The sequence below is a fragment of the Saccharothrix violaceirubra genome (genome assembly GCF_014203755.1).
Taxonomy (GTDB): Bacteria; Actinomycetota; Actinomycetes; order Mycobacteriales; family Pseudonocardiaceae; genus Actinosynnema; species Actinosynnema violaceirubrum.
The window spans coordinates 6,797,555-6,824,005 of the sequence record NZ_JACHJS010000001.1; the positions used below are offsets into that span (position 1 = coordinate 6,797,555).

Genomic DNA, 26,451 nt, shown 5'->3' on the forward strand with positions numbered 1-26,451 from the left:
TTCGAGGTCCGGGAAGCGCCTGGTCATGAGGGGTGTTACCAGTTGCCGGCAGGTGGCGGGAGAAGTGGATACCTAATCCCGAGATAGCACGGGTCGACCAGCTTCAACCTCAACCGCTGTGGTGTCATGGTGTCTGTCCTGGCGGGGGTAGTGGTCGTCAGTCGTTCCTGTCCACCGCCGTCGCGAAATCCGACCCCGGCGATGTTCTTGGTCGCACCCAAGTGGGCCTGACGGCCCACTGGCGCGACCGCGAGGCACCGGGGCCGTCCGCAACGGCAGAGGCCACGACTGACGACCACTGTGCCCAGGGCATGAGCGCGTCAAGTCAGGCTGACTTCAGCACCCACTTGAAGAGCTTTCAAGCAGTCGCGACCCACGGGACGCTGAGGCAGACGTAGGCCCGGCTCAGCAAGCTGATGTACAGCAACGAAGTACAGCAACCATCCCGACCTAGACCGGTCGTGCATGACCGTGCCTGACCTGCCCGTCTCCACCATGGCCGAAGATGACCTTGTCGCGGGCAGTTCGGGACGAAGAGGTCGCAGGTTCAAATCCTGTCACCCCGACACAGATCAGGCGCTGTCCGAGTTTCTTCGGACAGCGCCTGACTTGTCTGTACAGCAGCGCCAACGGCTGTCGTGAATGTGATCCTCGGCACTTCCGCTTTCGCCATCGGGTATTCGGGATCCGTCGCGCGGGTTGACCTGGCGGGTCCTGTTTTCGGTGCGCCGCTGGGGAGACGTAGGGGATATCGGGGTGAATGCCCGCCCGGGCGGAAGATCTCGGACCTTCCGCCCGGGCTTCGGGTCACTTGCCGCCGACGATGATCGGTGAGCCCTGCGGGACCGGCAGGACCTGGACCTTGCCGTCCTTGATCGCCTGGTTGATCGCCTGTTGCTGCTGGTACGCCTGGTACCCCGCCAAGCCGCCCGGGAAGTTCTCGGCCGCCTTCTTGTCCACCTCCGCCGCCTGGTTTCTGAGTTCGGCGGCCTGCTTGTCGGTCAGGCCGGACATCAGGGCGGGCTGGATGTCGGGCTTCTGGAGCAGCACCGCGTTGATGCTGATCAGTTCCACGCCTTGCGTCAGGGTCTTCAGGATCTCCGGCAACTGCCCCAGGACGTCCTGCTCCCACTGGGCCTTCTTCGCCGGGTCCGTGTAGAGCTGGAGCCACCCGTACTTCAACGCCTCGTTGTCGGCGGCCCGGTCGAGGGCGGCGCCGACGTAGTTCCGCAGCAGCTTCCGCCACCCCTCGCGCATCGACTCGCCGCCCTCGAGCGGGGCGGCTTCGTACTTCGCGGCGATCAGCTCGTGGAACATCTGCAACCGACCACCCGGCCAGGTCTTCCCGCTCGGGTCGGTGAACTCGGCGCAGTCGGTGTTGAGCGTGAACTTGACCGTGCCGGACACGCTGATCTCCTGCGCGTCGCTGGTGGTCGAGGTCAACTGGGCGGAGTCCAGGCCCTCGTCGGGGCCGAAGGTGAAGTCGCGTTGGCCGGCCGGGTAGTAGTAGTGGTCGTCCGCGATGTCGTTGAGCTCGCGGGTGCCGGTGGGGACGCACTGCACGAAGACCCGGGAGTCGAACATTCCGGCCCCGTACTGGAGTGCGACCTCGGAGGCGGTGGTGTTCGCGATCGAACACCCGGACACGGCCAATGTGGCGGTGGCGAGCAGGGCGACGGTAAAGCGGCGGTTCACAACGTCTCCTGACGTGATGACGCGCGGTGCGCGTGGAGCGGCTGGCTCGGACGGCGGATGACGAGACGGCATCGAGATCGCGGTATGGGCACCCCGACCTCGTACGCGCGAGTATGGCGAGACCGGCCTCCACGCCGAAGGCGAATGCGTCGGCATCGCTCGAACGCCCACGGACGCAGCACCCCGCCTCGGATCTGGGGGGATTGCCGAGCACTGATCGTCATTCCGAAACCGACACGAACCGAATGAAGGCCGGCCTGAGGAGCGCTAGCGTTCCAGGTGGGCAAACGTCGTCCCCGCGCGAGCGGGGGTGGTCCGGCTCCGCTGGTCGTCAACGCCCTGGTCGAGGCGTCGTCCCCGCGCGAGCGGGGGTGGTCCCGGCTCACCGCGGCTCGTGCGCTCGATGGTCATGGTTTCCCCGCGCGAGCGGGGTGGTTCCGGGACGCCCAGGCGCGTGGCGATGAAGTCGGCGTCGTCCCCGCGCGAGTAGGGACGACGCCGGTGGTGCGCGGTGCCGGCCGTCGGGGCGTCGTCGTTCCGTGCCTGTGGAGATGATCTGGCCGGGACTGTTGTCCGACGTCGAGGACGGTCGTTGTGTCTGGTCAGTGGGGGTGGCTGCCGCCTGGCGGAGGTGGCGGCAGCCCTGCCCGTGGCCGGGTGCGGACCCGGTCGGAGGGAGTTTTCGAGAACTCCGCAAGTCCTCGGGGGTGGGGTCGTTGTGGGGGTTAGCGGGTCATCACCAGTCGGGCTACGCGGGCCGCTGTCACCCACAGCCATCGGGGGACCGGGGTCCTGTGGGCGTGGTTGGGCTTGGTGGTGGGCCGTTGTTGGGGCATTTGTTCTTCTTGTCCTGACTTGGTCTGGCTGTGGGCGGTTGGGTATGCCCGTTCGATGGTTCGGGTATGCCTCAGGGTCGCACTTTCGGGTGAAGTGTTCGCTCCTGTCCATTGACATGACGTAACGTAACTGGTGCGTGAGCCGCAGTCACGCACTGTTAGGCCGATCGGGTGTTGTTCCGCTACTCGATCTCACTGTGCGTAACGAGAAGTGTGGTGGGGGCCGCTGTCCTAGTGGCTGCGTTTCCTGCCTTTCCGCCGCTTCTCACCAGGGAGAGCCAAACTTATGAGCACCGTCTCCACGTTCAAGAGTCCTGCCAGAGCCGCCTGGTTGCCGGTGGTGGCGTGGGCGCAGGTCGCCGTTGCCGTCGCCGCCACGATCGCCGTCCTCGCCTCCCCGCTGCTCGGGGTCACGGCCGGCGTGTTGTTGCTGTTCGTGGCCTTGGGTGCGCGTTCCATGAAGCGTGCGTCCCAGACCATGGACAAAATCTTCGCGGAGGAACTCGACCGGCGGTGACGCCCGCCCCGCGGGCACCATCGAACCGTGACCGAGAACCTCTCACCGTCATCGGTGCACGCCGCGTACGGCGCCGGTGACCTGGCCGAACTGTCCGTCTTCGCGGGCGGCTTCATCAACTTCGGGTACTGGGCCGGCCTCCCCGCGGACGGCCCGCCGACCCTCGACCACCGGATCGCGTCCGGGATCGCGTTGTACGACCTGGTCCTCGACGAGATCTCGCCCGGCGACCGGGTGGTCGAGGTCGGGTGCGGTCGTGGACTGGGTGCCCGACGGGCGTTGACGCGTGCCCCCTCGAGTGTCGTCGGGGTCGACGTCACGCCCGAGCAGGTCGAACGCGCGCGTTCGGCCGGCACCGACCCGCGCCTGGAGTTCGTCGTCGGGTCCGCCGACGACCTGCCGCTGTCCGATGACTCCTCCGACCTGCTGATCTCCGTCGAGGCCGCCCAGCACTTCGCCGACCTGTCCGCCTTCTTCCGCGAAGCGGCACGGGTATTGGTACCCGGTGGGCGTCTCGTGCTCACCACGTTTTTCGCCGCCGACGACGACGCGGGGCCAAAGCTGTCCGCCCTGCTCGAGACCTTCGCGTCCGGCCTCGATCGGGCTCACCCCATCAGCCGGGTTCCGGATCAGCTCGCCGCTGCCGGGTTCGTCGACGTGCGCATTCGCTCGATCGGGGAACACGTGTGGCGTGGCCTGGACCGGTGGATCGCACAGGGTGAACGGCGGGACTCCTGGGACCGCGACTGGCTGCGGGCCGCCGACCGGGGCCTGTTGGACTACCACCTGCTCACCGCCCGGCTGCCGGCAGGATCGGGCTCGTGACCACGCACCCGACGGCCGACGTGCCCGCCCAGCTCTTCGCCGACCCCGCGGCCGAGGAGCGCTGGCGCTCCCGCTTCACCGCACCCCGCGTGACGCTGCCCGACTGGGCCGACGACGCACCGGACCGCAGCCTCTACCTGTCGAACTCCAGCGGCGTCTGGGAGATCTACGCCTGGGACCGCGCGTCCGATTCCCATCGCAAGGTCACCGATCGGCCCAACGGCACGTCACACGCCACGCTCAGTCCCGACGGCGAAACCATCTGGTGGTTCTCCGACACGGATGGTGACGAGTTCGGCATCTGGGTGACCGAGCCATTCGCTGAATCCGGTGGTAGCGCCGAGCCCGGTGTCGACGGCGTCCACGCCGGCTACTCCGCGGGCCTCGCCGTCGGGCACGACCTCGTCGCGGTCGCCACGTCCACCGACGACGGCACGGTCGTGCACGTCTCGCGCTCCGGCGGACCCGCCGAGGTCGTCTACGAGCACCGCAACGACGCCGGCCTCGCCGCGCTGTCCAAGGACGAGACCCTCCTGGCCGTCGCCCACTCCGAGCACGGCGACAACCGGCACCTCGCGTTGCGCGTGATCACGCCGACCGGCGACAAGGTCGCCGAGAAGTGGGACGGTCCCGACAAGGGCCTCGACGCGATCGCGTTCAGCCCGGTGCGCGGGGACAACAGGTTGCTGGTCGGCCACGAACGGCGTGGCCGTGAGGAACTCCTGATCTGGGACGTGGCCGCGGACACCGAGACCGAGCTGCACATCGACCTGCCCGGCGAGATCAGCGCCGACTGGTACCCGGAGGCCGACGCGCTGCTCATCGTGCACACGTTCCGCGTGCGCAACACGTTGCACCGCTACGACCTCAAGACCGGCACCCTCACGACGCTCGGCACCCCGCGCGGCACGGTCGGTTCCGCCTCCGTCCGCCCCGACGGCGCCGTGGAGTACTCGTGGTCCTCGGCCGCACGCCCCGGCGTCGTGCGCGTGCTCGACACCGACGGCGACGAGCGCGTCCTGCTCGCGCCCGCCGGGCACACCCCGCCGCCGTCGGTCGGTCTGGAGGACGTCTTCGTCGGCGACGTGCACGCCCTGGTCGCCCGGCCGGAGAACGCGCCGGCCGGCCCGCTGCCGACCGTCTTCCTGCTGCACGGCGGCCCGCACGCGGCGGACGAGGACCGGTTCTCGGCGTACCGCGCGGTCTGGCTGGACGCGGGCTACGCGGTGGTGCACGTCAACTACCGCGGCTCGACCGGGTACGGCTCGGCCTGGCGGGACGCGACGACCGGGCGGCCCGGCACGACCGAACTCGAGGACGTGGCCGCCGTGCACGACTGGGCCGTTGCCGAGGGTTTCGCCGACCCGGCCAAGTGCGTGGTGGACGGTGCGTCGTGGGGCGGCTACCTGACCCTGCTCGCGCTGGGCACCCAGCCCGAGCGGTGGGCGGCCGGTGTCGCGGGCGTGCCGGTGGCCGACTACGTCGCCGCGTACGAGGACGAGATGGAGCCGTTGCGGGCGTTCGACCGGGCCCTGTTCGGAGGATCGCCCGAGGAGGTCCCCGACCTCTACCGCGAGGCTTCGCCGTTGACCTACGTGGACGACGTGCGCGTGCCCGTGCTCGTGCTGGCCGGCGAGAACGACCCGCGCTGCCCGATCCGGCAGATCGACAACTACCTGGACCGGCTGGCGGCGCGCGGCGCGCGGTACGAGGTGTACCGGTACGACGCGGGCCACGGCTCGCTGGTCGTCGCCGAGACGATCCGCCAGACCGCGGCCGAGGTCGCGTTCGTGGGCCGGGTGCTGTGAGACGTCGTGCGGGGTGGCCGCCTGCCACCCCGCACGACCGGTGTCACTTGCCCTGGTCCAGTGGTGCGACCAGGTCCTTGACCGCGACCCAGCGTGGCCGCCAGTCGCGGATGATCACATCCCGGGGGATGTCCAGTCCGTTGCTCAAGAGCGCTTCCACGATCCGCCACGACGGGAGCACGGCGCCTTTGAACGCCCGTTGGAGGGTGCTCGGCGAGCCCTTGTGCTCCATGCGCCGGGCCAGGTCGCGCAGCGACAGCTCGCCGGCGTCACGACGGGCGCGGCGCAGTTCGTAGGCGAAGTCCGCGATCGCGCTCGCGACTTCGGGGCTGGGCGAGGGCATGTTCCATGTACCCCTTCCCGCGCGGCGGAAGGTCCCCGCGCGGACACGTGTCGGCTTGCGGGTTCCGGGCGGCGACTCGGGCCGCCCGGGAACGGGTTCCGGTGAACCGGAACTCCGCAACGCCCTCCTCTCCGTTGCTATTGACCTGGACGTGGGCTTTTCGCGCCGGACTGGCAGGTCCTGCGTGGCGCAGGTGGCTGATGGTAGCGCGCCGACCACCTGTTGGCGTGACCGCGTACCCGCCTCGGGGATAAGAGCCGTCAGATGATCAGTCCCCGCATGTTATCCCCACGGAGGCGGTTTTGGCATCGCCGGAGTTTCGCCGGACGCGCGTACGGAACGGGCGGCGGCAGTATTGCGGCGGCCTATGTCAAGCGAAAGGCCCCCCACTGCCATGGGGGGCCTTTCTTTGTCCCGATGCCCACGTCCAGGTCGAATGCAACGGAGGGAGCGCCGGGAGATCCGAGGGGTTCGGCACGGCCGGTGGTCGACGTCGCACGCGGGGCCGTTCGGCGGTATTCAGTTTGGTCCGCACGGATGCGGACTGCCGTCCGGTGCCGCCGTACGCGCAGCCGAAAGCACCCGACCAGTGTAACCACCACCAGGTCAGGTCAGTGCGCCGAGGGTCTGGACGCAGGCCGGACGACCGGCCGTGACCAGGGCGGCCCGAGCGGCCGGTGAACCGGCGGGACGGAATGCCCGAACCGGGCACGGGGAGAATCCGGGGCGTTCCACCGTCCGTGCCGATCCGCCGCCCATTGCCTCCCCAATCCGCACGCCGCCGAACCACCGGCGGCGACACCCATGCCACCAAGAGTGGCCCACGGGCACCGCGCGGCGCAAGGATGACGGACCCCTGGCACATGATGGGACGAACGAAATCGCGGTCGACACAAATCGAATCGACCCGAAGTGGGCACAATGCGGTACCTTCACGCGCCCGCGCGAGGCTTGTTTCGTAGCGGTCGGAAATCATCGAACCGGTCCGCAGATTTGCGGACCGCCGAGCGGAAGCTCACTCATGATCCACGATACGAACCGACACCGGATCACTCTTTCGGGTGAAAATGGTGACAGAACGAGAATAGCTCGGAAACCGGCGGGATCAGGTCAGGCCGACCGTGCCGCGGCGAACTCGGCCACCTGCCGGCCGACCGTGCGCAGGCGGTCCGCGACGACCGGGTCCGAGCAGCCGCCCTCCAGGTCGAACTCGACGTCGTGCGAGTTCACGGCCACGCCCAGCGGCGTCGGCCAGCCCCGCAGCGAGTGCACGATCGAGCGCAACGCGGTCAGTGTGGTGACCGACGCCTGCCAGCCCATGGCCGTCGCCACGCAGCCGACCGCCCGCCCGTCGAGGTACGGGCGGTCGTCGCCACGCAGGTCCTCGATGTAGTCCAGGGCGTTCTTGACCAGACCGGACACCGTGCCGTGGTAGCCGGGCGACACCAGGACGACGCCGTCGGCCGCGCGCAACGCCTCGACGAGCACGCGGGCGTTGTCCGGACGATCGGCGACGGCCGGGTCGTAGAAGGGCAGCACCAGGTCGGGACCGACCACCTCGACGGTCTTGGCGCCCGCATCGGCCGCGCCCGCCAAGGCGATGCGCAGGGCGCGTTCCGACTGCGAGTTGGGGCGTAGGGAACCGCCGATGCCCACCACCGTGACCGTCATGGTGGTCGATCCTGCCACCTCTACCTAGCTGGAGATCCAGCCTCGCGTACGCGAGGTGAGGAGCCGCACAGCGGCTTTCACCGGCCGAAAGCGGCGGCGATCCGGTCGCCGGTCTCCTTGTCGATGTTGCGCCAGTACTCGAAGACGCGGTCGCGGACCGGTTCGGAGACGCCCTTGGAGACGTGCGCCACGACGGTCTCCACCAGGCGTTCCCGTGCGGCGTCGTCGAACACCTCGCGGACGAGGGTGCCGGCCTGGCCGAAGTCGTCGTCCTCGGCGTGGAGCGTGTACGCCTCGCGCACCACGCGCTGTTCCACCCCGTAAGTGGACGCGTGGTCGTCCGCCTTCGGGGACGCGTGCGGACCGCCGTAGGAGTTCGGTGCGTACACGGGGTCCGCGGCGTTGGTGTAGCGCATCGGCCCGTCCTTGGCGTACGAGTGCACCGGCGACTTGGGCCGGTTCACGGGCAACTGCGCGTAGTTCGGACCGATCCGGTAGCGGTGCGCGTCCGGGTACGCGAACAGGCGGCCGATCAACATCTTGTCCGGGGACGTGCCGATGCCGGGCACCAGGTTCGACGGTTCGAAGGCGGCCTGCTCGATCTCGGCGAAGTGGTCCGCCGGGTTCCGGTCGAGGACCAGCTTCCCCACCTTGATCAGCGGGTAGTCGCCGTGCGGCCAGACCTTGGTCAGGTCGAACGGGTTGAAGCGGTACGTCGCGGCGTCGGCGTACGGCATGACCTGCACGTGCAGCGTCCACGACGGGAACTCGCCGCGCTCGATCGCGTGCCACAGGTCGGCACGGTGGGCGTCGGCGTCCTCGCCGGCGATCACGGCCGCCTCGTCCGACGTCAAGGTCTCGATGCCCTGGTCGGTCTTGAAGTGGTACTTCACCCAGAACCGCTCGCCGGCCGCGTTCTCCCACAGGTACGTGTGCGAGCCGTAGCCGTTCTGGTGGCGCCACGTCTTCGGGATGCCCCGGTCGCCCATCAGCCACGCGACCTGGTGCGCGGTCTGCGGCTGGAGGGTCCAGAAGTCCCACTGCATGTCGTGGTCGCGGCGGCCGGTGTCGACGCGGCGCTTCTGGGACCGGATGAAGTCCGGGAACTTGATCGGGTCGCGCAGGAAGAACACCGGGGTGTTGTTGCCGACCAGGTCGTAGTTACCCTCGGTCGTGTAGAACTTCAGCGCGAACCCGCGCGGGTCGCGCCACGTGTCGGGCGAGCCCAGTTCGCCGGCCACGGTGGAGAACCGCAGCAGCGTCTCGGTCTTCACACCCGGCTGGAACAGCGCGGCCTTGGTGTAGCGGGAGACGTCCTCGGTGGTCTCGAAGCGGCCGAACGCGCCGCCGCCCTTGGCGTGCACGACGCGTTCCGGGACGCGTTCGCGGTTGAACTGGGCGTTCTTCTCGATCAGGTAGTGGTCCTGGAGCAGGATCGGACCGTTCGGCCCCAGGGTCAACGAGTGGTCGTCGCTGCCCACCGGGATGCCGGCGTTGTCGGTGGTGTTCCGTTCGGTCACGCTGGTCGCTCCTCCGCTGTACGGCAGTCCGGGCACTGACCCCAGAACAGGATTTCCGCCTCGTCCAAGGCGAAACCAGCAACATCGGATGGTTCCAGGCAGGGCGCGGCGCCGTGGACGCAGTCGACGTCCTCGGTGCGTCCGCACGTCCGGCACACGAGGTGGTGGTGGTTGTCGCCGGTCCGCGTCTCGTACCGGGCCGGGTGGCCGGCCGGTTCGATGCGGCGCAGCAGTCCGGTCCGCTCGCACGCGTTGAGCACGTCGTAAACCGCCTGCGTGGACACGGACCCCAACCGTTCCCGAATGCCGCCGGCCACCTGGTCGGCCGTGGCGTGCGGGTGGCCTGCCAGCCAGTCGAGGACGGCCAGGCGGGGTGCGGTCACCCGCAGTCCGACGCCCTTGAGCAGCTCACGGGATCCAGGGGTCATCGCCACCACTCCATCTGGAATCAGTCAGGAAAACGAACGATTAAACCGTTGTACCGCCCAGTGAAGATGGGCCTGTGAACGCCTCCCCCTACCTCGCCGTCCTGCGCACGCCGCGCCTGCCCTCGATGCTGGCGCTGATGCTCGTCGCGCGGGTGCCGGCGACGGCCGCGGGCATGACGATCACGATGCACGTCCTCCTCGGTCTGAATCGAGGCTACGGCGAAGCGGGCCTGGTGGGAGCCCTCTCCACGGCGGGAATCGGGCTGGGCGCGCCGTTGTTGGGCCGTCTGGTCGACCGCCGCGGCCTGCGGACGATGCTGCTGGTCACGACCCTGGGCGAGACCGCGTTCTGGTTCATCTCCCCGGAACTGCCCTACCCGGCGCTCGTCGTGGCCGCGTTCGTCGGCGGCCTGCTGGTGATCCCGATGATGTCGCTGGGCCGCCAGGTGCTCACCGCGCTCGCCGGTCCCGACCTGAGGCGCCCGGCCCTGGCGCTGGACTCGATGGCCGTGGAGCTGGCGTTCATGGCCGGCCCCGCGTGCGGGGTGTTCCTGACCACGCACTGGTCGAGCCGGACCGCGATGTGGGCGATCGGCGGGTCCCTCGCGGTGCTCGCGGTGCTGCTCTACGCCGTCAACCCGCCCGTGCGCGGCGAGGACGAACCGGCCGCCGGCACGCCGTCGGGCAGGCGCTGGGCGTGGATCGACGGCCGCGTGCTCGGCACGCTGCTGACCGCGAGCGCCGCCACGTTCACGATGTCCGGCTTCGAGGTGTCGTTGGTGGCGTCCATGCGCGGCCTCGGGCTGACCGACTGGACGGGTGCGCTGATCATCGTCTCGTGCCTGGCGTCGCTGGTCGGCGGCTTCGTCTACGGCGGGCTGAGATCGGCGCCACCGGCGTGGGTGCTGATGGCGGGCCTCGGCGCGCTGACCGTGCCGTTGGGGCTGGTCGGCGACATGCCCTGGGTCCTGGCGCTCGCACTCGTGCCGGCCAGCGCGTTGTGCGCGCCCGCGATCGCCGCGACCGGCGAGGCGATCACGACGCTCGCGCCGGTCGAGGTACGCGGCGAGGCGATGGGCCTGCAAGGCTCCGCGTTCACGCTCGGCGCCGCGCTCGGCCAGCCCGCCGCCGGGTTCGCGATCGACCACACCGGGCCGGCCTGGGGCTACGCCGTCGCCGGCAGCGGCGGCGTGGTCATCGCACTCCTGGGCGCACTGCTGTCCCGCCGTCAGCCCACCAGCGTCCGGTAGGGACGGATCACGTCGTCGACGAAGCCGTCGAGTCTTCGGTCGAGGCCCACCGGGTCGTCCAGCTCGTTGTCGACGTGGTGCAACCGTCCGTCGAAGACCCGGTGCGGCGCCAGGGCGGCGGCATCGTCGCCCACGTAACGCGAGGACGCGGCCGTCGCCGGCACGAGGTGGTTGTCGGACAGTTCGACGGTCACCCCGCGCAGACCGTCGACCTGCACACGGGCCGGTTGCGCCCGTGCCTCCAACCGCATCGCCCGCCGTGCCGCCGACGCCCGCACGTGGATCACCTGGGCCCGGGACAGGATCTCCTCGCCGAACACGAGCAGGGCCGCGACGACGTCCGCACGGGCGAACTCCACGAGCGTCACCATCGGCTTGTCCACGGTGGTCAGCACCTGGCGGGACAACCGGCGCAGCGCGGGTTCCAGCCGGCGCTCGTCGTCCACGTCGAACGCACCGCCGGACACCGCCACGAAACCGGTCGAGTCCTCCTCCAACCGGATCATCCGCTTCACGAACTCGGAGAAGATGTAGGCGTAGTCGCCCTGCTGGTCCACCTGGAGCCGCAACGCGCCGAGCTTCTCGGCCAACCTGTTGCGCACCAACGACTTCCCGGCGCCGGGCAGTCCCGTGACGAACACGACCCGCGCCGAGTGCAGGAACGCCAGGTGCCGCACGACCGCCGCCTCGGCCTGGCCGGACAGCGCGTACCGACGTCGCAGTTCGCGCAGCCGTTCGGCCACGACCGCCCGGTCCGGCCCGTCGCCCAGCGCCTCGTCCGCGAGCACCGACTCGATCGGCACGGCGCAGCGCCACGCGTCGGCGAAGTGCGCCTGGAAGATCCGCGTCGGCGACGGCCCGACCAACCGGCTCGGCCGGTCGCGGCGGCCGTCGCGGTGGTTGACCACGACCTGCGGCCGTTCGCCGCCGAACACGTGGTACGACAGGTCGTCGGCCAGCAGCGACCGCTTGACCCGCACCTCGACGCCCTTGCCCGCCAGTTCCGCGCCGGCCGCCAGGGACTCGGGCGCCTCGCTGACCACGAACCGCGCGTCGACGCGTGCCCACGCGGCCTGGATGTCGGGCAGCAGCGGACCCGCGGTCGACGGGCGCAGGCTGGGGATCACGCCCTCGATGCGTTCGAGGCCGGGATCGCGGGACAGCGTGAGGATCGTGGCGAGGTAGCTGCGCCGGGTGACCGCACGGGACAGTCCGAGCGGAACCCGACGATGGGTCCACCCGACCCGCAGGGACGCCAAGACCAGGCTGACGGCCACGCCGCTGAGCACCGACACGAAGAACTGGCTCCAGACCATGGCGCCCAGGTTCTGCCCGAAACCCGGACGGGACCACGAAGTGGCAGTTACTGTAGTGGCGCTTACGGACACGGAAAGTAGCTGGAACTCTTTCGGTCCGAAGGAGGCGCACCGTGCCGGACCGGGGCACAACCGCGGGCAGAGCAGGTCCGAACGACCGATTGGCCCAGCTCATGCGCACGTGGCGTGATCGTCTGGAACCCAACACCATTCCCGGACTCGTCACCGGAATGGCGCGGCGCAGGCGCAAGCACGTCAGCCAGGAGGACGTAGCGCGCCTCATAGGGGTGAGCACGGTCTGGTACGGGAAACTCGAACGCGGTGAACCCGGCAACTACTCCGCCGACCTGCTCGACCGGACCGCGATCACATTGCGGCTCAACGAGGACGAGCGGGCCATGCTCCACCTGTGCTGCACCGGGCGTGAACCGGCGCAGCAGACCCGACCGGCGGGCGCGCTGTCGGCGGGGTTGCGCGCGGTGATCGACCGGCAGACGTGGCCCGCGTACGTGTCGGACTGCGCGTGGGACATCCTGGCCTGGAACGCGCCCGCGCAGGAGTGGTTCCCGTGGATCGTGTACGAGCAGAACCTGATGCGCTGGGTGTTCACCTATCCCGAGGCACGCCACCAGTTGCACCGCTGGGACACCGACTGGGCGCCGTTGATGATCGCGCAGATGCAGTTCGCCCACGCCCGACTGCCGGACAACTTCCGTCTCGCGGCGTTGATCCGGGAAATCCTGGCGTGCAGCGCCGAGGCGCGCGAGATGTGGAGCGCGACGTCGGCCGTGGCGGTCCACCCGGACGGCGACGTGCGCGGCCTGTGCCTGCCCGACCGGGACGAGGTCATCCGCGCGGAGATCGTGGCGCTGTCGCCGTTGCGGTCGTCGGACTGCCGCCTGGTGATGCTGGTGCCGGTCACCTGAGGGCGAGGTACAGACGTTCGACGTCCTGCCGTCCGCGCCGGTAAAGCTCGGCGATGTCCTTGTCAGGGCGGAATATCCGACCCGGTCGGTGCGCGGGGGTGGGCGGGCGGTCCTCCAGCGCGCGCCACGCGAGCAGGGCCGCGCCGACGGCCGAGTCGCCGGTGGCCACCTCCAGGTCCAGGTCGAGGGCGGACGCCAGCACTTCAGTCCACAGTGGACTTCGGAACGCGCCGCCGGTGACGCGGGCCGTGCGCACGTCCGCCGTGGACCTGACCGCGTCGAGGACCAGGGCCAACTGCTGGGCGACGCCTTCCACCAGCGCCCTGGTGATCTCGGCGCGACCGTGGTCGTGCCTGATGCCGACCAGGGCCGAGCGGGCGTCGGAGGTCCACCACGGCGCGCGTTCGCCGAGCAGGTACGGCAGGGCGGTGATGCCGCGTGCGCCGGGTGGGACCAGTGCGGCCTCGGCGAGCAGGTCCGCCGCCGGGAGACCGAACGTGTCGGCCGCCCACTGGGTGACTATTCCGCCGTTGCTCACGGCACCGCCGACCACCCACAGGCCCTCGGCGACGTAGTAGCAGAACGTCCGGCCCCGCTCGTCCACGATCGGCGCGTCACGGGCGACGCGCAGGGCGCCGCTCGTGCCGAGGGAGACGGCCGCGACGCCGGGTGTCGTGGCGCCCACGCCGAGGTTGGCCAGCGGACCGTCGCCGCCGCCCAGGACCACGGGGACGTCGCGGGGCACGCCGGGCACGTGCCGGGTGAGCGGTGCCGAGTCCAGCGGGGAGCGCAGGTCGGGCAGTTTTTCGGGGTCGATGCCGGCGAAGTCGAGGGCGTCGGGGTGCCAGTCGAGCGTGGCCGACTCCAGCAACCCGGTGCCGGAGGCGGACGAGTGCTCGGTGGCGACCTCTCCCGTGAGGGCGCGGAACAGGTGGTCCTTGAGGCCGTACCAGCGGTCGGCGGTGATCTTGTTCGCGCCGGCCCAGGCCAGCTTGGCCAGCGGGGCGAAGGGGTGGACCGGCGTGCCGGTCTCCCGGTGGAGCCGCCGGCCGAGGTCGGTGTCGCGCAGAGCCTGCGCCTGGTCCTTCGCGCGGTTGTCCGCCCAGCTCAGGGACGGGGTGACCGGCCGACCGGCCCCGTCGACCCCGAGCAGGGTGTGCATCGCGCCGGTCAGGGCGAGGGCGTGGACGTGGTGCCCGGCCGCCGCCACCTCGCGCAACGCGTCCAGGGCGGCGTCCACGACTTCCCCGGGGTCGTGCGTCGCCTCGCCGGCCGGGGTGGTGCGCACCGGGTGGGACCGCTCGGCCGAGACGAGCACGTGGGCGTGCCGGTCGACGGCACTCACCTTGGTCGCCGTGGTGCCCTGGTCGATCGCGAGGACGACGTCCGCCATGGGCCGAAAGTACCCGGACATGGGAAAACCCGGCCCACGAGGGACCGGGCGGGTATGGAACCGAAGGGTAGCCGGGTCGAGCCACCACCCCACCGGCGGGGTGTGGTGCGCACCGGACTGCCCGATGCGCACCACACCCGGAAGAACCTCAGAGCCGGTTCGCCAGCTCCTCGGCGATCTCGTACGTGTTCAGCGCCGCACCCTTGCGCAGGTTGTCACCGCACACGAAGAAGTCCAGCGTGTTCGGGAAGTCCAACGCCTGGCGCACGCGGCCCACGTAGGTCGGGTCCTGCCCGACCACGTCGACCGGCGTGGGGAAGGTCTTCGTCGTCGGGTCGTCGACCAGCACGATCGACGGCTGGGCGGCGAAGATCTTGTGGGCCGCCTCGACCGTCACCTCGCGCTCGAACGTCGCGTGCACGGCCAGCGAGTGGGTGGTCACGACCGGCACGCGGACGCACGTCGCCGAGACCTTCAGGTCGTCGATGCCCAGGATCTTGCGGGACTCGTTGCGGACCTTCAGCTCCTCGCTGGTCCAGCCCTCCTCCTTGAGCGAACCCGCCCACGGCACCACGTTCAGCGCCAGCGGTGCCGGGAACGGGGAGTCGGACACGGGCAGACCCGCCGCCTCGAGCACCTCGCGGACGTCGCCCGCGCGGACGCCGACCTGCTTGCCCGCCAACGCCTCGATCTCGCCGTACAGCCGGTCGATCGCCGACTGGCCGCCGCCGGACGCCGCCTGGTAGGACGCGACGACCAGCTCGCGCAGGCCGAACTCGCGGTGCAGCGCACCGAGGGCGGCCATCATCGACAGCGTGGTGCAGTTGGGGTTCGCGATGATCCCCTTCGGCCGCTCGCCGATCTTGTCCGCGTTGACCTCGGGCACCACCAGCGGCACATCGGGGTCCATGCGGAATGCGCCCGAGTTGTCCACGGCCACGGCACCGCGCGACGCCGCGATCGGCGCCCACTCGGCCGAGACCTCGTCCGGGACGTCGAACATCGCGACGTCCACGCCGTCGAACGCCTCGGGCGACAGCGCGATCACCGTCAGCTCCTGGCCACGCACGGAGATCTTCTTGCCGGCCGAGCGCGCGGACGCGATCAGCCTGATCTCGCCCCACGGCACGGACGACCGGCCGTTGATGATGTCGATCATGACGGTGCCCACGGCACCGGTGGCGCCGACCAGGGCCAGAACCGGGCTCATCGTCCACTCCCCGCGTACACGACCGCCTCTTCGTCCCCGCCCAGCTCGAACGCGTCGTGCAGCGCGCGCACGGCGTCGTCGAGCTGCGTGTCCCGGCAGATGACCGAGATGCGGATCTCCGAGGTCGAGATGATCTCGATGTTCACGCCCGCCGACGCGAGCGCCTCGCAGAACTGGGCGGTCACGCCGGGGTGCGAGCGCATCCCCGCGCCGACCAGCGACACCTTGCCCACGTGCTCGTCGTAGAGCACCTGGTCGAACCCGATCTCCTCGCGCGCCTTCTCCAGCACGGCGACCGCACGCGGGCCGTCGTCCTTGGGCAGCGTGAACGTCACGTCGGTGCGGCCGGACACGGCCTGGGAGACGTTCTGCACGACCATGTCGATGTCGAGTTCGGCCTGCGCGACGACGCGGAAGATCCGGGCCGCCACGCCCGGGTGGTCCGGCACCGCCGTCACGGTGATCTTGGCCTCGGACCGGTCGTGCGCGACGCCGGTGATCATCGCCTGTTCCACGGGAAGGTCCTCCACTGACCCGGACACGATGGTCCCGGGCTTGTTGCTGAACGAAGAGCGGACGTGCACGGGGACGTTGTAACGACGCGCGTACTCGACGCAGCGCAGCATGAGCACCTTGGCGCCGGACGCGGCCATCTCGAGCATCTCCTCGTAGGTGATGGTCTCGAGCCGCTTGGCGTTGGGCACGATGCGCGGGTCGGCGGTGAACACGCCGTCGACGTCGGTGTAGATCTCGCAGACGTCGGCCTTGAGCGCGGCGGCCAGCGCCACCGCGGTCGTGTCCGTGCCGCCGCGACCGAGCGTGGTGATCTCCTTGCTGTCCTGGGACACGCCCTGGAAGCCCGCGACGATCGCGATGGCCCCCTCCGACAGCGCGTCCTGGATGCGGCTGGGCGTCACGTCGATGATGCGCGCCTTGCCGTGCACGGACGTGGTGATCACACCCGCCTGGGAGCCGGTGTAGGAGCGGGCCTCCGCGCCGAGCGACGTGATCGCCATCGCGAGCAGCGACATGGAGATGCGCTCACCGGAGGTCAGCAGCATGTCCATCTCGCGCGCGGGCGGCACGGGTGACACCTGGCGGGCGAGGTCGAGCAGCTCGTCCGTCGTGTCGCCCATGGCGGACACCGCGACGACGACGTCGTTGCCCGCTTTGCGGGTGGCGACGATCCGTTCCGCCACGCGTTTGATCCGCTCGGCGTCCCCGACCGAGGAACCGCCGTACTTCTGGACGACGAGAGCCACTGATCCTCTCCTTCCAAGGCCGAAAAAGCCCAGTTCCCGGGCAGACTACCCGGCCGGAGGAGCGGACCACCCCCACCGTGACGCCCACTACCCTCGGGGAGGTGTCGACGCTCAAGGCCGTCCCGTCGGACGTGCGCGCCGGGTTCACCTGGTTGACGGGCCACCGGGCGGCCGTGCTGCTCGCGCCGGCCCTGCTCTACCTGCTGGTCCGCGAACTGGGGCTGCTCGTCGTGCAGGCCATGGCCGCACGCTGGGACAAGGACGTGACCAAGGCCCTGACCTCGTGGGACGGGCAGTGGTTCCTGGGCATCGCCGAGCGCGGCTACGGCAACGTGCCGCCATGGCTGGTCGACGCCTTCGGGCGGCGTGACCCGTCCACTGCGCTGGCGTTCTTCCCCGGTTACCCGACGCTGGTGGGCTGGGTGGACGCGTTGCCGGGCGTGGGTTCGGTCGGCGCGGGGTTCACGGTGAGCTTCGTGGCGGGTGTGTGCTGCGCGTACGGGTTGGAACGGCTGGGTCGGGCGGTGTCCGGCGGGTCGCGCCGGGTCGGGCTGGTGCTGGTCGTCCTGTTCGCCGCGTCGCCGATGGCGATCGTGCTGTCGATGACGTACTCCGAGGCGTTGTTCTGCGCGTACGCCGCGTGGGCGTTGGTGGGCGTGGTCGAACGGCGTTGGCTGCTCGCGGGCGTGTGCTGCGCGTCGGCGGGTCTGGTCCGGCCGACGGCGGCGGCGCTGGTGCTCGCGGTGTGCCTGGCCGCGCTGCTCGCGATCAGGCGGCGGGAGGGGTGGCGGCCGTGGGTGGGCGCCGCGATCGCGCCGCTCGGGCTCGTGGGCTACCTGGGGTACGTGGCCGTGCGCACCGGCCGCTGGGACGGGTGGTTCGCCCTCCAGCAGCGCGGGTGGGACTCGCGCTTCGACGGCGGCGCGGCGACTTGGCGGTTCGCGAAACTGATCCTGGGCGAGCCGCGGTCGGTGCTGGAGCTGGCGACCGTGTGGTTCCTGGTCGGCGCGCTGGTCCTGGTCGTGGTGTGCCTGCGCCGGCGGGTGGAGTGGCCGCTGGTCGTCTACGGCGTCGGCGTGCTGGCGATGGACCTCGGGTCGAACGGGCTGATGAACTCCAAGGCGCGGTTGTTGCTGCCGGCGTTCACGCTGCTGGTACCGGTGGCGGTGTGGCTGGCCGGCCGGCGGACGGGGACGGTGGTGGCGGTGTTGTCGGGAGTCGCGGTGTTCGGTACGTGGTTCGGCGCGTACGCGATCACGGCGTGGCAGTACGCGATCTGATGCACCCGTTGATCTCGGGGCGGACGAGCCCGCGCACGTTCGCGGACGCGCCGGTCGACGTCGAGTCGATGCGGGTGCTGTTCGAGGCGGCGCGTTGGGCGCCCTCGCACGGGAACAGCCAGCCGGCGCGGTTCCTGCTCGGGTACTCGGGCGACGCCGTGCACGAGCGGCTGCTCGCCGTGTTGCGGCCGAAGAACCGGGCGTGGGCGTCCGCCGCGCCCGTGCTGTTCGCCGGGCTGGTGATGACGGTGAACGAGAAGGGGCCGCTGCCCAACGCCGAGTACGGGTTGGGGCTGGCCGTGGAGAACCTGGCGCTGCAGGCCGTGGACCTGGGGTTGGTCACGCACCAGATGGGTGGGTTCGACGCGGACGCGCTGGTCGCGGCGTTCGGGTTGCCGCCGGAGGTGCGGCCCGTGGTCGTGGTGGCGGTGGGCCGGCCGGGTGCGCCGGAGGGACGTGAGCGGGTGCGCCTGCCGTTGAGCGGGACCGTGTTCGGCGAGTGGGGCACGCCGGCGTTCTGAGGGTGTGGGGCCGGCCCGCACTCCGCCGCGGGGGAGGTCGTGCGTCGCGGTACCCGGCGCCGGAGGGGGGAACCGACGCCCGGGTGCCACCGGGGAGTCCGCGTGGAGGTGCGGGCCGGCCTCGGGCGCCGCCGCGGTGGACTCCGTCGTCCGCCGCGGGCGCCCGGCCTCGAGGGGTTACCTGGTCACGAGCCGGGCGATGAACCCGGTCAGGACCAGCCAGAACACGGCCGCCAGGCCGTAGTTGAGCAGTACGCCGAGGTTGTAGTTGCCGAGGTCGAACAGGCCCGGGAAGAACAGGGCAAGGGGTTCGGCCAGGCTCTGGACGAACCTGAAGAACGCGTTGCCCTGGTTCGCCCCGAACAGGATCATCAAGATGTAGAGCACCTCGATGAGCGCGAAGACCGCGCCGATGCCGCTGATGATCCGGGCGGCGGTGAAGGTGCCGCTCCCGGTGCGGGTGGAACGCCATCTGGACATGGGGTAAGGGTGCCCACCACTCGATCGAGTGAAACTCGATCCGGTCGAGTTCCACCATCTGGACGCTCGATTCCAGCTTTGCCGCCGCGTCTGGTTACCCTGTCGAACGTGGCACGCGCCCTCCTGCTTCGCCGCCGTGACGGGGTCTGACCAGACCGGCCCCCCGTCGCGGGTTTCGGCGTTGCGCGCCGGTCGTCCTTCACCGACACGGCCGCAGGAGCACTCACCATGACCACCAGCCCCGACGCGTACAGCACCGGGATCAGCCGCATCCGCAAGCCCGCCCGTCCCGCGCCCGGCGACCAGCCCGCGTGGAACCGGCAGCTCGGCACGTCCATGCCGGTGCACCGGTACCGCCCGTTCCACGAGCTGGTCGAGACCGTCGACGTACCCGACCGCACGTGGCCGACCAAGCGGATCACGCAGGCACCGCTGTGGTGCGCGGTCGACCTGCGCGACGGCAACCAGGCGCTGATCGACCCCATGTCGCCCGCCCGCAAGCGCAAGATGTTCGACCTGCTGGTGCGCATGGGCTACAAGGAGATCGAGGTCGGCTTCCCGGCCGCGTCGCAGACGGACTTCGACTTCGTCCGCGAGATCATCGAGGACGGCGCGATCCCCGACGACGTGACGATCCAGGTGCTGACCCAGTGCCGCGCCGAGCTGATCTCCCGCACGTTCGAGTCGTTGCGCGGCGCGTCCAAGGCGATCGTCCACTTCTACAACTCGACGTCGATCCTCCAGCGCCGCGTCGTGTTCCGGTCCGACCGCGACGGCATCAAGAAGATCGCCACGGACGCGGCGCGGTTCGCGCTGGAAGAGGCGAAGAAGTACCCGGAGACCGAGTTCCGGTACGAGTACTCCCCCGAGTCCTACACCGGCACCGAGCTGTCGTACGCGCTGGAGGTGTGCGACGCGGTGTCCGAGATCATCGCGCCGACGCCCGACCTGCCGCTGATCATCAACCTGCCGGCGACCGTCGAGATGGCCACGCCCAACGTGTACGCCGACTCGATCGAGTGGATGTCGCGCAACCTGAAGCGGCGTGAGTCGATCATCCTGTCGCTGCACCCGCACAACGACCGGGGCACCGGCGTCGCGGCGGCCGAGCTGGGCTACCTGGCCGGCGCCGACCGGATCGAGGGCTGCCTGTTCGGCAACGGCGAGCGCACCGGCAACGTCTGCCTGGTCACGCTGGGCATGAACATGTTCGGCCAGGGCATCGACCCGCAGATCGACTTCTCCGACATCGACGAGATCCGGCGCACGGTCGAGTACTGCAACCAGCTGCCCGTGCACGAACGCCACCCGTACGGCGGCGACCTGGTCTTCACCGCGTTCTCCGGCTCGCACCAGGACGCGATCAAGAAGGGCCTGGAGGCGTTGGAGCACGACGCCAAGGAGGCCGGGCGGCACGTGGACGCGCACCCGTGGGAGGTGCCGTACCTGCCGATCGACCCCAAGGACGTCGGCCGCAACTACGAGGCCGTCATCCGGGTCAACTCGCAGTCCGGCAAGGGCGGCGTGGCGTACCTGATGAAGACCGAGCACCATCTGGACCTGCCGCGCCGGTTGCAGGTGGAGTTCTCGCGGGTGATCCAGGAGGTCACCGACACGCAGGGCGGCGAGATCGGCCCGAAGGACATGTGGGACTCGTTCGCCGGCGAGTACCTGGACGGGGTCGTGCCGCTGAAGCTGGTGCGGCAGAAGGTCACTTCCGACGGCACCGGGCACGAGCGGATCAAGGCGCTGGTGATCGTGGACGGCGACGAGCAGGAGATCGTCGGCACGGGCAACGGTCCGATCGCGGCGTTCGTCGACGCGTTGGCCACGGTCGGGTACGACGTGCGGGTGCTGGACTACTCCGAGCACGCGCTGTCGGCCGGTGACGACGCGAGCGCCGCCGCGTACCTGGAATGCGCCGTGGGCGACCGCGTGCTGTGGGGCGTGGGAATCGACCAGTCGACGACGTCGGCGGCGTTGCGCGCCGTGGTCTCGGCGTTGAACCGGGCGCACCGGTAGGAACCCGCCCGGGGGTCGGCGGTGTCCGCCGACCCTCGGCGTTCGCCCGGTGTTCGCCGGCAGTTCCCTGAAGGACGCCCAGGTCGGGGGACGTTCGGCGGTCGCGTAGCGTTCCCGGATCATGACCACCCTCGTGGTGCTGTTCGTGGTCTCCGTGGTGCCGTTGGCGCCGACCGAGGCCGTGCTGATCGCTTGTGGCGTGCTGGCGGCGTCCGGTGAGGTGCCGTTGGCCGCGGTGATCGCGGTGGCATCGGTCGGGTGCTTCCTGTCGGACCTCGTGAACTTCGCGGTGGGGCGCGGCGCGGGCATGCGGGCGTTGCGCCGGTTCAGCCGGCGGACGGGGCCGCGTGCGGTGGTGGAGTGGACGGCCGGGCGGCTGGCCACGCGGGGGGAGCCGATCCTGGTCGCGGCCCGGTTCGTGCCGGGCGGCGGGTTGATCGGGGCGTTGCTGGCCGGGTCGTTGCGGCTGCCGCGGCGGCGGTTCGCGCCCGTGGCGCTGGTGGGTGCGACGTTGTGGAGCGCGTACACGGCGTTGCTGGGTTACTTCGGCGGGCACCTCGTGCCGGACACGCTGACCGCGATCGTGGTGTCGTTCGCCGTCGCCACCCTGCTCGGCATCCCCGTGAGCCTTCTCATCCGCAAACGCGCGAGCCCTCCGCTCAAGCACCCCGAACTACGCGCTCAGGCACCTTCGAACGGGTGAGACCCGAACGCACAATTCGCGGTGTCCGAACGCACAACTCGCGGTGCCTGAACGCATGACTCGCGGGGTTTGGTGCCTTCAGGGTGTCCGAGTGGAGGACTCGCGGAGGGTGCGGGTGATGGCGATGCGGGCGCGGGTGTAGGCGGTGGGGTCGTCGTGCAGGACTGAGCGGAGGTTGGCCAGTTCGAGGTAGGCGACGAGTTCGAAGGCGAGTTGGGCCGGGTCGTCGGTGACGGCGGCGGCGGTCCTGGTCACGAGGTCGTGCCAGCGGCGGTCGTAGTCGGCGATCGCGTCGCGCACGCGGCCGGGGCGGGCGTCGAACTCGGCCTGCACGGCGTAGAAGAAGCAGCCGCCGGGGAACGTGCGGCCCTCGGAGTAGGCGATCCAGCCGTCCAGCAGCGCGGTCAGGCGGACCAGGCCCTCGGGCAACGCCAGGGCTGGCTCGACCACCTGCCCGACGAAGATCGCGGCGGCGGCCTTCACGGTCGCGAGCTGGAGTTCCTCCTTCGAGCCGAAGTGGGCGAACACGCCGCTCTTGCTGATCTCCAGCTCGGTGGAGAGCCGCCCGATCGACAGGCCCTCCAGGCCCTCGACGGACGCGATGTCCACCGCGCGCCGCAGGATCTGCCGACGGGTCTGCCCGCCGCGCTCCAACCGTCCGTCCACCTTCACGTCCTCACGCTAACCGGTTGACCACCCCCAAACTAACTGTACGATCGTTCGTATAGTTAGGAGGACGCACATGGTGGACCTGCTCGCACTCGACCGCGCCGCGGTGGAGATCAACCTGGCGCTCTACGACAACCTCGCACCCGATGACTTCGACCGCACCACGCCCTGTGCCGGGTGGACGGTCCGCGACCTGCTCCGCCACCAGGTCGAGTCCTCTTTGGACTTCGTCGCGGGCGCGCACCGCACGACACCGCGCCCGTTCGACGAGGACGACCTGGTCGCCGAGTTCCACCGGGCCGCGGCCGAGGTCGCCGACGCGTTCGGCGCGGCCGGCATGCTCGACCGGGAGGCCGACTTCCCCGGCCTGACCGCCATGCCCGGCAACCGCCTGGTCGCCGCGCACTTCGTCGACAACCTGGTGCACTCGTGGGACCTGCGCCGTGCGCTCGGCGTCGACGCCACCCTGGACGAGGACCTCGCCGGACCGGCCTACCGGATGGCGTTGAAGTACCCGTACACGCCGGAGGTGCGCGGGCCGGGCGCGTTCTTCGCGCACCCCGTGCCGGTCCTGGACACGGCACCGCTGACGGACCGGCTGGTCGGACTGCTCGGGCGCGACCCGTCCTGAACGGAACCGACGGTGCCCGTCACGACGACCGTCCGGTACGAGCGGCGGGCGCCCTCCTGGGGGTGGGCGCCCGCCGCGTCGTCACGGGTTGAGCGCCTCGGTCACCGAAGCCGGACCAACGAGGGGCAGGTCGGGCGAGAGCCCGTCCTCCTCCACGAGCACCGGCTCGACCTCGTGCGGCCGGATCTCGCCCGACCGGATGCCCTCGGCCCAGTGGCACGCCACCCGGTGGCCGGGCAGCACCTCGCGCAGCACCGGGCGTTCGGTGTCGCACTTCGTCGCCTGCCGCCACGGGCACCGGGTGTGGAACCGGCAGCCGGACGGCGGGTTGGCGGGCGAGGGCAGGTCGCCGGTGAGCAGGATCCGCTCCCGCCGGTCCTCGACCTCGGGGTCGGGCACCGGGATCGCGGACAGCAGCGCCCGCGTGTACGGGTGCAACGGCTCGGCGTAGAGGCCGTCGGACGTGGCCTCCTCGACCAGCCCGCCCAGGTACATCACGCCGACCCGGTCGGAGATGTGCCGCACCACGGCCAGGTCGTGCGCGATCACCAGGTAGGTCAGGCCGAACTGCTCCTGGAGGTCCTCCAGCAGGTTCACGACCTGGGCCTGCACGGACACGTCCAACGCCGAGACCGGCTCGTCCGCGATGATCAGGTCGGGCTCCACGGCCAACGCGCGGGCGATGCCGATGCGCTGCCGCTGACCGCCGGAGAACTCGTGCGGGTACTTCCGCAGCGAGGTCGTCGGCAGGCCGACGGCCGCGAGCAGCTCGCGCAGCCGCTTGGCCGTGGACTCGCGGCCCTTGTCGAGACCGTGCGCACGCAGGCCCTCGACCAGGATCGACTCCACGGACTGGCGCGGGTCCAGCGACGACATCGGGTCCTGGAACACCATCTGGAGCCGTCGTCGCATCGTGCGCAGCGGCTCGCCGCGCAACGACGACAGGTCCGTGCCGTCGAACACGACCTCGCCGCCGGTCGGCTCGGTGAGCCGCAGGATCGCGCGGCCGAGCGTGGACTTGCCGCACCCGGACTCGCCGACCAGGCCGTACGTCTCGCCGCGCCGGATGCTCAGGTCGACGCCGTCGACCGCGTACACGTACCCGACCGTGCGATCCAGGAACACGCCCCGCTTGATCGGGAAGTGCACCTTGAGGCCCCGCACCGTCATCAGATCGTCCACAGTGGACTGTTCTGCCGCGGTCACACCGACACCTCCTCGGTCGACGCGGGCTGGACGGGGTTGTGGCAGCGCAGCAGCCGACCGCCGCCCAGGTCCTCCTGGACCGGGGTCGTCTCACGGCACACGTCCAGCGCGTTGGGGCACCGGGGAGCGAACGCGCACCCGTCGGTCCACGGGATGTTGTCCGCCACGGACCCCTTGATCGGCACGAGCTTCTCGCCGCGCGGCGCGTCCAGGCGCGGGATCGAGGCGAGCAGGCCGTGCGTGTAGGGGTGCCTCGGCTGCGCGAACAGCTCGTGCCGCTGCGCCTTCTCGACGACACGACCGCCGTAGAGCACGTTGACCTCGTCGCACAGGCCCGCGACCACGCCCAGGTCGTGCGTGATCATCACGAGCGCCGTGCCCAGGTCGCGCACGAGTTCCTTGAGCAGCGCCAGGATCTGCGCCTGGATGGTGACGTCGAGCGCGGTGGTCGGCTCGTCCGCGATCAGCAGCCGGGGCCGGCAGGCGAGCGCGATCGCGATGAGCGCGCGTTGCCGCATGCCGCCGGAGAGCTGGTGCGGGTACTCGGTGAGCCGCCGCTCCGGGTCCGGGATGCCGACCTTGTCCAGCAGGTCGGCGGCCTCGACCATGGCCTTCTTGCGCGCCATGTCCCGGTGCCGCTCCAGCACCTCGGTCACCTGGAGCCCGATCGGGATGACCGGGTTCAGCGACGACAGCGGGTCCTGGAACACCATGCCCAGGTCGCGGCCGCGCCGGTCGCGCATCTCCTTGTCGGACAGCGACAGCAGGTTCGTGCCCTCATACGACACGGACCCGGAGACCTTCGCGCCCCGCTTGGGCAGCAGCCCCATGATCGCCAACGACGTCACGGACTTGCCGCACCCGGACTCGCCGACCAGGCCGACGGTCTGCCCGGGTTCGACGTCGAAGCTCACGCGGTCGACCGCGGTGAAGGGCTGTTCGCCCTTGCGCTCGAACACGACGGTGAGGTCACGGACTTCCAGCAGTGCCACGGCTGATCACCGCCTGTTCTTCGGGTCGAGGGCGTCCCGCAGCGACTCGCCGACCAGCGTGAACCCGAGGGCGATCACGATGATGCAGCCGGCCGGCCAGAACGCCAGGTGGGGATGGCTGTCGATCACGGTCTGGGCGTTGCCGAGCATCTGGCCCCACTCGGGGACCGTGTCGTCGGGGTTGCCCAGGCCCAGGAACGACAGCGCCGCCGCGTCGATGATCGACGTGGCCAGCACGAGCGTCGACTGCACGATCACCGGGCCCAGCGAGTTCGGCAGCATGTGCCGGAACACGATCGGGCCGGGCTTCACGCCCAACGCGGTGGCCGCGAGCACGTGGTCGCTGCCGCGCTGGGCGAGCATCGACCCGCGCAGCAGCCGGGCGAACACCGGGATCTGCACGATCGACACCGCGAGGATCACGGTGAACAGGTTCGGCTTGGCGAACAGCGCGCCGATGCCGAACGCGAGCAGCAGCTGCGGGATCGACAGCATGACGTCGACGACGCGCATGACGATCGAGTCGACGATGCCGCCGAACGCGCCCGCGAGCGTGCCCAGGATCAGCCCGCCCGCCAGGCCGATCAGCGTGGCGAACACGCCGACCAGCAGCGTCTGCTGCGAGCCGACCAGCAGGCGGGACAGGAAGTCCCGGCCGACCAGGTCGCCGCCCAGCGGGTGGCCGGGCTGGGCGGGCGGGATCTCGTTGCGCGCCTTGACGACCTGGTCGATCAGGTCGCGCGCGGCCGGGTCGTGGGGTGCGATGAAGGGCGCGATCGCGGCCGTGACCAGGAACAGCCCGATGATGACCAGGCCGACCAGGAAGACCGGGCTGCGCCGCAGCCGCTTCCAGGCGCTGGCGGCGAGGCTGACGCCGGAGTCGCCCTTGGCGGTCGACTCGGCGAGAGCGTCGATCCGCTCCTTCTTGCCGGTGGGAGTGACCATGT

At 70.5% G+C, this 26,451-nt stretch carries 24 protein-coding genes; 10 read left to right on the forward strand and 14 right to left on the reverse strand.

Annotated features, from left to right (window positions below; translation table 11 throughout):
• Positions 1–807 precede the first annotated feature (807 nt).
• Entirely contained in the window at positions 808–1,695 is an 888-nt protein-coding gene (locus F4559_RS31410; protein WP_184674705.1) for an SPFH domain-containing protein, read from the reverse strand.
• A gap of 1,122 nt (positions 1,696–2,817) precedes the next feature.
• Here F4559_RS31410 and F4559_RS31415 point away from each other — a divergent pair.
• The 3 genes from F4559_RS31415 to F4559_RS31425 are packed head-to-tail and all read left to right on the forward strand — an operon-like array spanning position 2,818 to position 5,681.
• The gene (locus tag F4559_RS31415) at positions 2,818–3,048 is read left to right on the forward strand and encodes a hypothetical protein (RefSeq protein ID WP_184674706.1); all 231 of its coding nucleotides are present in this window, start codon (positions 2,818–2,820) and stop codon (positions 3,046–3,048) included.
• A 27-nt stretch (positions 3,049–3,075) separates the two neighbouring features.
• Complete coding sequence (locus tag F4559_RS31420) at positions 3,076–3,873, forward strand: class I SAM-dependent methyltransferase (RefSeq protein WP_184674707.1); 798 nt, start codon at positions 3,076–3,078, stop codon at positions 3,871–3,873.
• Positions 3,870–5,681, forward strand: coding sequence for a S9 family peptidase (locus F4559_RS31425; protein ID WP_184674708.1), 1,812 nt, complete (start codon positions 3,870–3,872; stop codon positions 5,679–5,681). The genes F4559_RS31420 and F4559_RS31425 overlap by 4 nt, the downstream gene beginning before the upstream one ends.
• Positions 5,682–5,724: 43 nt before the next feature.
• Here the strand turns inward: F4559_RS31425 and F4559_RS31430 are convergent, their stop codons facing one another.
• From F4559_RS31430 to F4559_RS31445, 4 genes are all read right to left on the reverse strand, one after another.
• The gene (locus tag F4559_RS31430) at positions 5,725–6,024 is read right to left on the reverse strand and encodes a helix-turn-helix domain-containing protein (RefSeq protein WP_184674709.1); all 300 of its coding nucleotides are present in this window, start codon (positions 6,022–6,024) and stop codon (positions 5,725–5,727) included.
• Positions 6,025–7,134: 1,110 nt separating this feature from the next.
• On the reverse strand, positions 7,135–7,695 hold the full coding sequence (locus F4559_RS31435) for an NADPH-dependent FMN reductase (RefSeq protein WP_184674710.1): 561 nt from the start codon (positions 7,693–7,695) through the stop codon (positions 7,135–7,137).
• Positions 7,696–7,772: 77 nt separating this feature from the next.
• Positions 7,773–9,215, reverse strand: a complete 1,443-nt coding sequence (locus F4559_RS31440; protein ID WP_184674711.1) for a catalase — start codon at positions 9,213–9,215, stop codon at positions 7,773–7,775.
• On the reverse strand, positions 9,212–9,643 hold the full coding sequence (locus F4559_RS31445) for a Fur family transcriptional regulator (RefSeq protein ID WP_184674712.1): 432 nt from the start codon (positions 9,641–9,643) through the stop codon (positions 9,212–9,214). Before F4559_RS31445 ends, F4559_RS31440 begins: the two co-directional genes overlap by 4 nt.
• 74 nt (positions 9,644–9,717) lie before the next feature.
• Between F4559_RS31445 and F4559_RS31450 the strand changes: the two genes are divergently transcribed.
• Positions 9,718–10,893 (forward strand): MFS transporter, encoded by a 1,176-nt coding sequence (locus F4559_RS31450; protein WP_184674713.1) that lies wholly within the window; start codon positions 9,718–9,720, stop codon positions 10,891–10,893.
• Here F4559_RS31450 and F4559_RS31455 read toward each other — a convergent pair.
• On the reverse strand, positions 10,872–12,209 hold the full coding sequence (locus tag F4559_RS31455; RefSeq protein ID WP_184674714.1) for an AAA family ATPase: 1,338 nt from the start codon (positions 12,207–12,209) through the stop codon (positions 10,872–10,874). The genes F4559_RS31450 and F4559_RS31455 overlap by 22 nt on opposite strands.
• Before the next feature lie 230 nt (positions 12,210–12,439).
• Here F4559_RS31455 and F4559_RS31460 point away from each other — a divergent pair, with 230 nt between their 5' ends.
• A complete protein-coding gene (locus F4559_RS31460; protein WP_246446660.1) occupies positions 12,440–13,135 on the forward strand; it encodes a helix-turn-helix domain-containing protein in 696 nt (231 codons plus the stop codon).
• Here the strand turns inward: F4559_RS31460 and F4559_RS31465 are convergent.
• From F4559_RS31465 to F4559_RS31475, 3 genes are all read right to left on the reverse strand, one after another.
• The gene (locus F4559_RS31465) at positions 13,128–14,528 is read right to left on the reverse strand and encodes a gluconokinase (protein WP_184674716.1); all 1,401 of its coding nucleotides are present in this window, start codon (positions 14,526–14,528) and stop codon (positions 13,128–13,130) included. The genes F4559_RS31460 and F4559_RS31465 overlap by 8 nt on opposite strands.
• A gap of 148 nt (positions 14,529–14,676) precedes the next feature.
• The gene (locus tag F4559_RS31470) at positions 14,677–15,738 is read right to left on the reverse strand and encodes an aspartate-semialdehyde dehydrogenase (RefSeq protein WP_184674717.1); all 1,062 of its coding nucleotides are present in this window, start codon (positions 15,736–15,738) and stop codon (positions 14,677–14,679) included.
• Complete coding sequence (locus F4559_RS31475; RefSeq protein WP_184674718.1) at positions 15,735–17,000, reverse strand: aspartate kinase; 1,266 nt, start codon at positions 16,998–17,000, stop codon at positions 15,735–15,737. Before F4559_RS31475 ends, F4559_RS31470 begins: the two co-directional genes overlap by 4 nt.
• Before the next feature lie 101 nt (positions 17,001–17,101).
• Here F4559_RS31475 and F4559_RS31480 point away from each other — a divergent pair, with 101 nt between their 5' ends.
• Positions 17,102–18,280, forward strand: a complete 1,179-nt coding sequence (locus tag F4559_RS31480) for a hypothetical protein (RefSeq protein ID WP_312865915.1) — start codon at positions 17,102–17,104, stop codon at positions 18,278–18,280.
• Complete coding sequence (locus F4559_RS31485; RefSeq protein WP_184676430.1) at positions 18,280–18,801, forward strand: nitroreductase family protein; 522 nt, start codon at positions 18,280–18,282, stop codon at positions 18,799–18,801. The genes F4559_RS31480 and F4559_RS31485 overlap by 1 nt, the downstream gene beginning before the upstream one ends.
• Positions 18,802–18,978: 177 nt before the next feature.
• Here F4559_RS31485 and F4559_RS31490 read toward each other — a convergent pair whose 3' ends face one another.
• Positions 18,979–19,281 carry a hypothetical protein gene (locus F4559_RS31490; protein ID WP_184674720.1) on the reverse strand — a complete coding sequence of 101 codons (303 nt, stop codon included), beginning with the start codon at positions 19,279–19,281 and terminating at the stop codon, positions 18,979–18,981.
• Positions 19,282–19,509: 228 nt separating this feature from the next.
• On the opposite strand from F4559_RS31490, the gene leuA reads away from it, so the two are divergent.
• Both leuA and F4559_RS31500 read left to right on the forward strand, forming a co-directional pair.
• Positions 19,510–21,303, forward strand: coding sequence for a 2-isopropylmalate synthase (gene leuA, locus F4559_RS31495; RefSeq protein WP_184674721.1), 1,794 nt, complete (start codon positions 19,510–19,512; stop codon positions 21,301–21,303).
• A 121-nt stretch (positions 21,304–21,424) separates the two neighbouring features.
• Positions 21,425–22,006, forward strand: coding sequence for a DedA family protein (locus F4559_RS31500; protein ID WP_184674722.1), 582 nt, complete (start codon positions 21,425–21,427; stop codon positions 22,004–22,006).
• 78 nt (positions 22,007–22,084) lie between these two features.
• Here the strand turns inward: F4559_RS31500 and F4559_RS31505 are convergent, their stop codons facing one another.
• A complete protein-coding gene (locus tag F4559_RS31505; protein ID WP_184674723.1) occupies positions 22,085–22,678 on the reverse strand; it encodes a TetR/AcrR family transcriptional regulator in 594 nt (197 codons plus the stop codon).
• Between the two features lie 70 nt (positions 22,679–22,748).
• Between F4559_RS31505 and F4559_RS31510 the strand changes: the two genes are divergently transcribed.
• Positions 22,749–23,306 carry a TIGR03086 family metal-binding protein gene (locus F4559_RS31510; RefSeq protein WP_184674724.1) on the forward strand — a complete coding sequence of 186 codons (558 nt, stop codon included), beginning with the start codon at positions 22,749–22,751 and terminating at the stop codon, positions 23,304–23,306.
• 81 nt (positions 23,307–23,387) lie between these two features.
• Here the strand turns inward: F4559_RS31510 and F4559_RS31515 are convergent, their stop codons facing one another.
• From F4559_RS31515 to F4559_RS31525, 3 genes are read right to left on the reverse strand one after another with little or no spacing between them, the layout of a single operon-like run.
• Positions 23,388–24,476, reverse strand: a complete 1,089-nt coding sequence (locus tag F4559_RS31515) for an ABC transporter ATP-binding protein (protein ID WP_184676432.1) — start codon at positions 24,474–24,476, stop codon at positions 23,388–23,390.
• 32 nt (positions 24,477–24,508) lie between these two features.
• On the reverse strand, positions 24,509–25,504 hold the full coding sequence (locus tag F4559_RS31520; protein ID WP_184674725.1) for an ABC transporter ATP-binding protein: 996 nt from the start codon (positions 25,502–25,504) through the stop codon (positions 24,509–24,511).
• A gap of 6 nt (positions 25,505–25,510) precedes the next feature.
• Positions 25,511–26,449 (reverse strand): ABC transporter permease, encoded by a 939-nt coding sequence (locus F4559_RS31525; RefSeq protein WP_184674726.1) that lies wholly within the window; start codon positions 26,447–26,449, stop codon positions 25,511–25,513.
• Between the last annotated feature and the right edge of the window lie 2 nt (positions 26,450–26,451).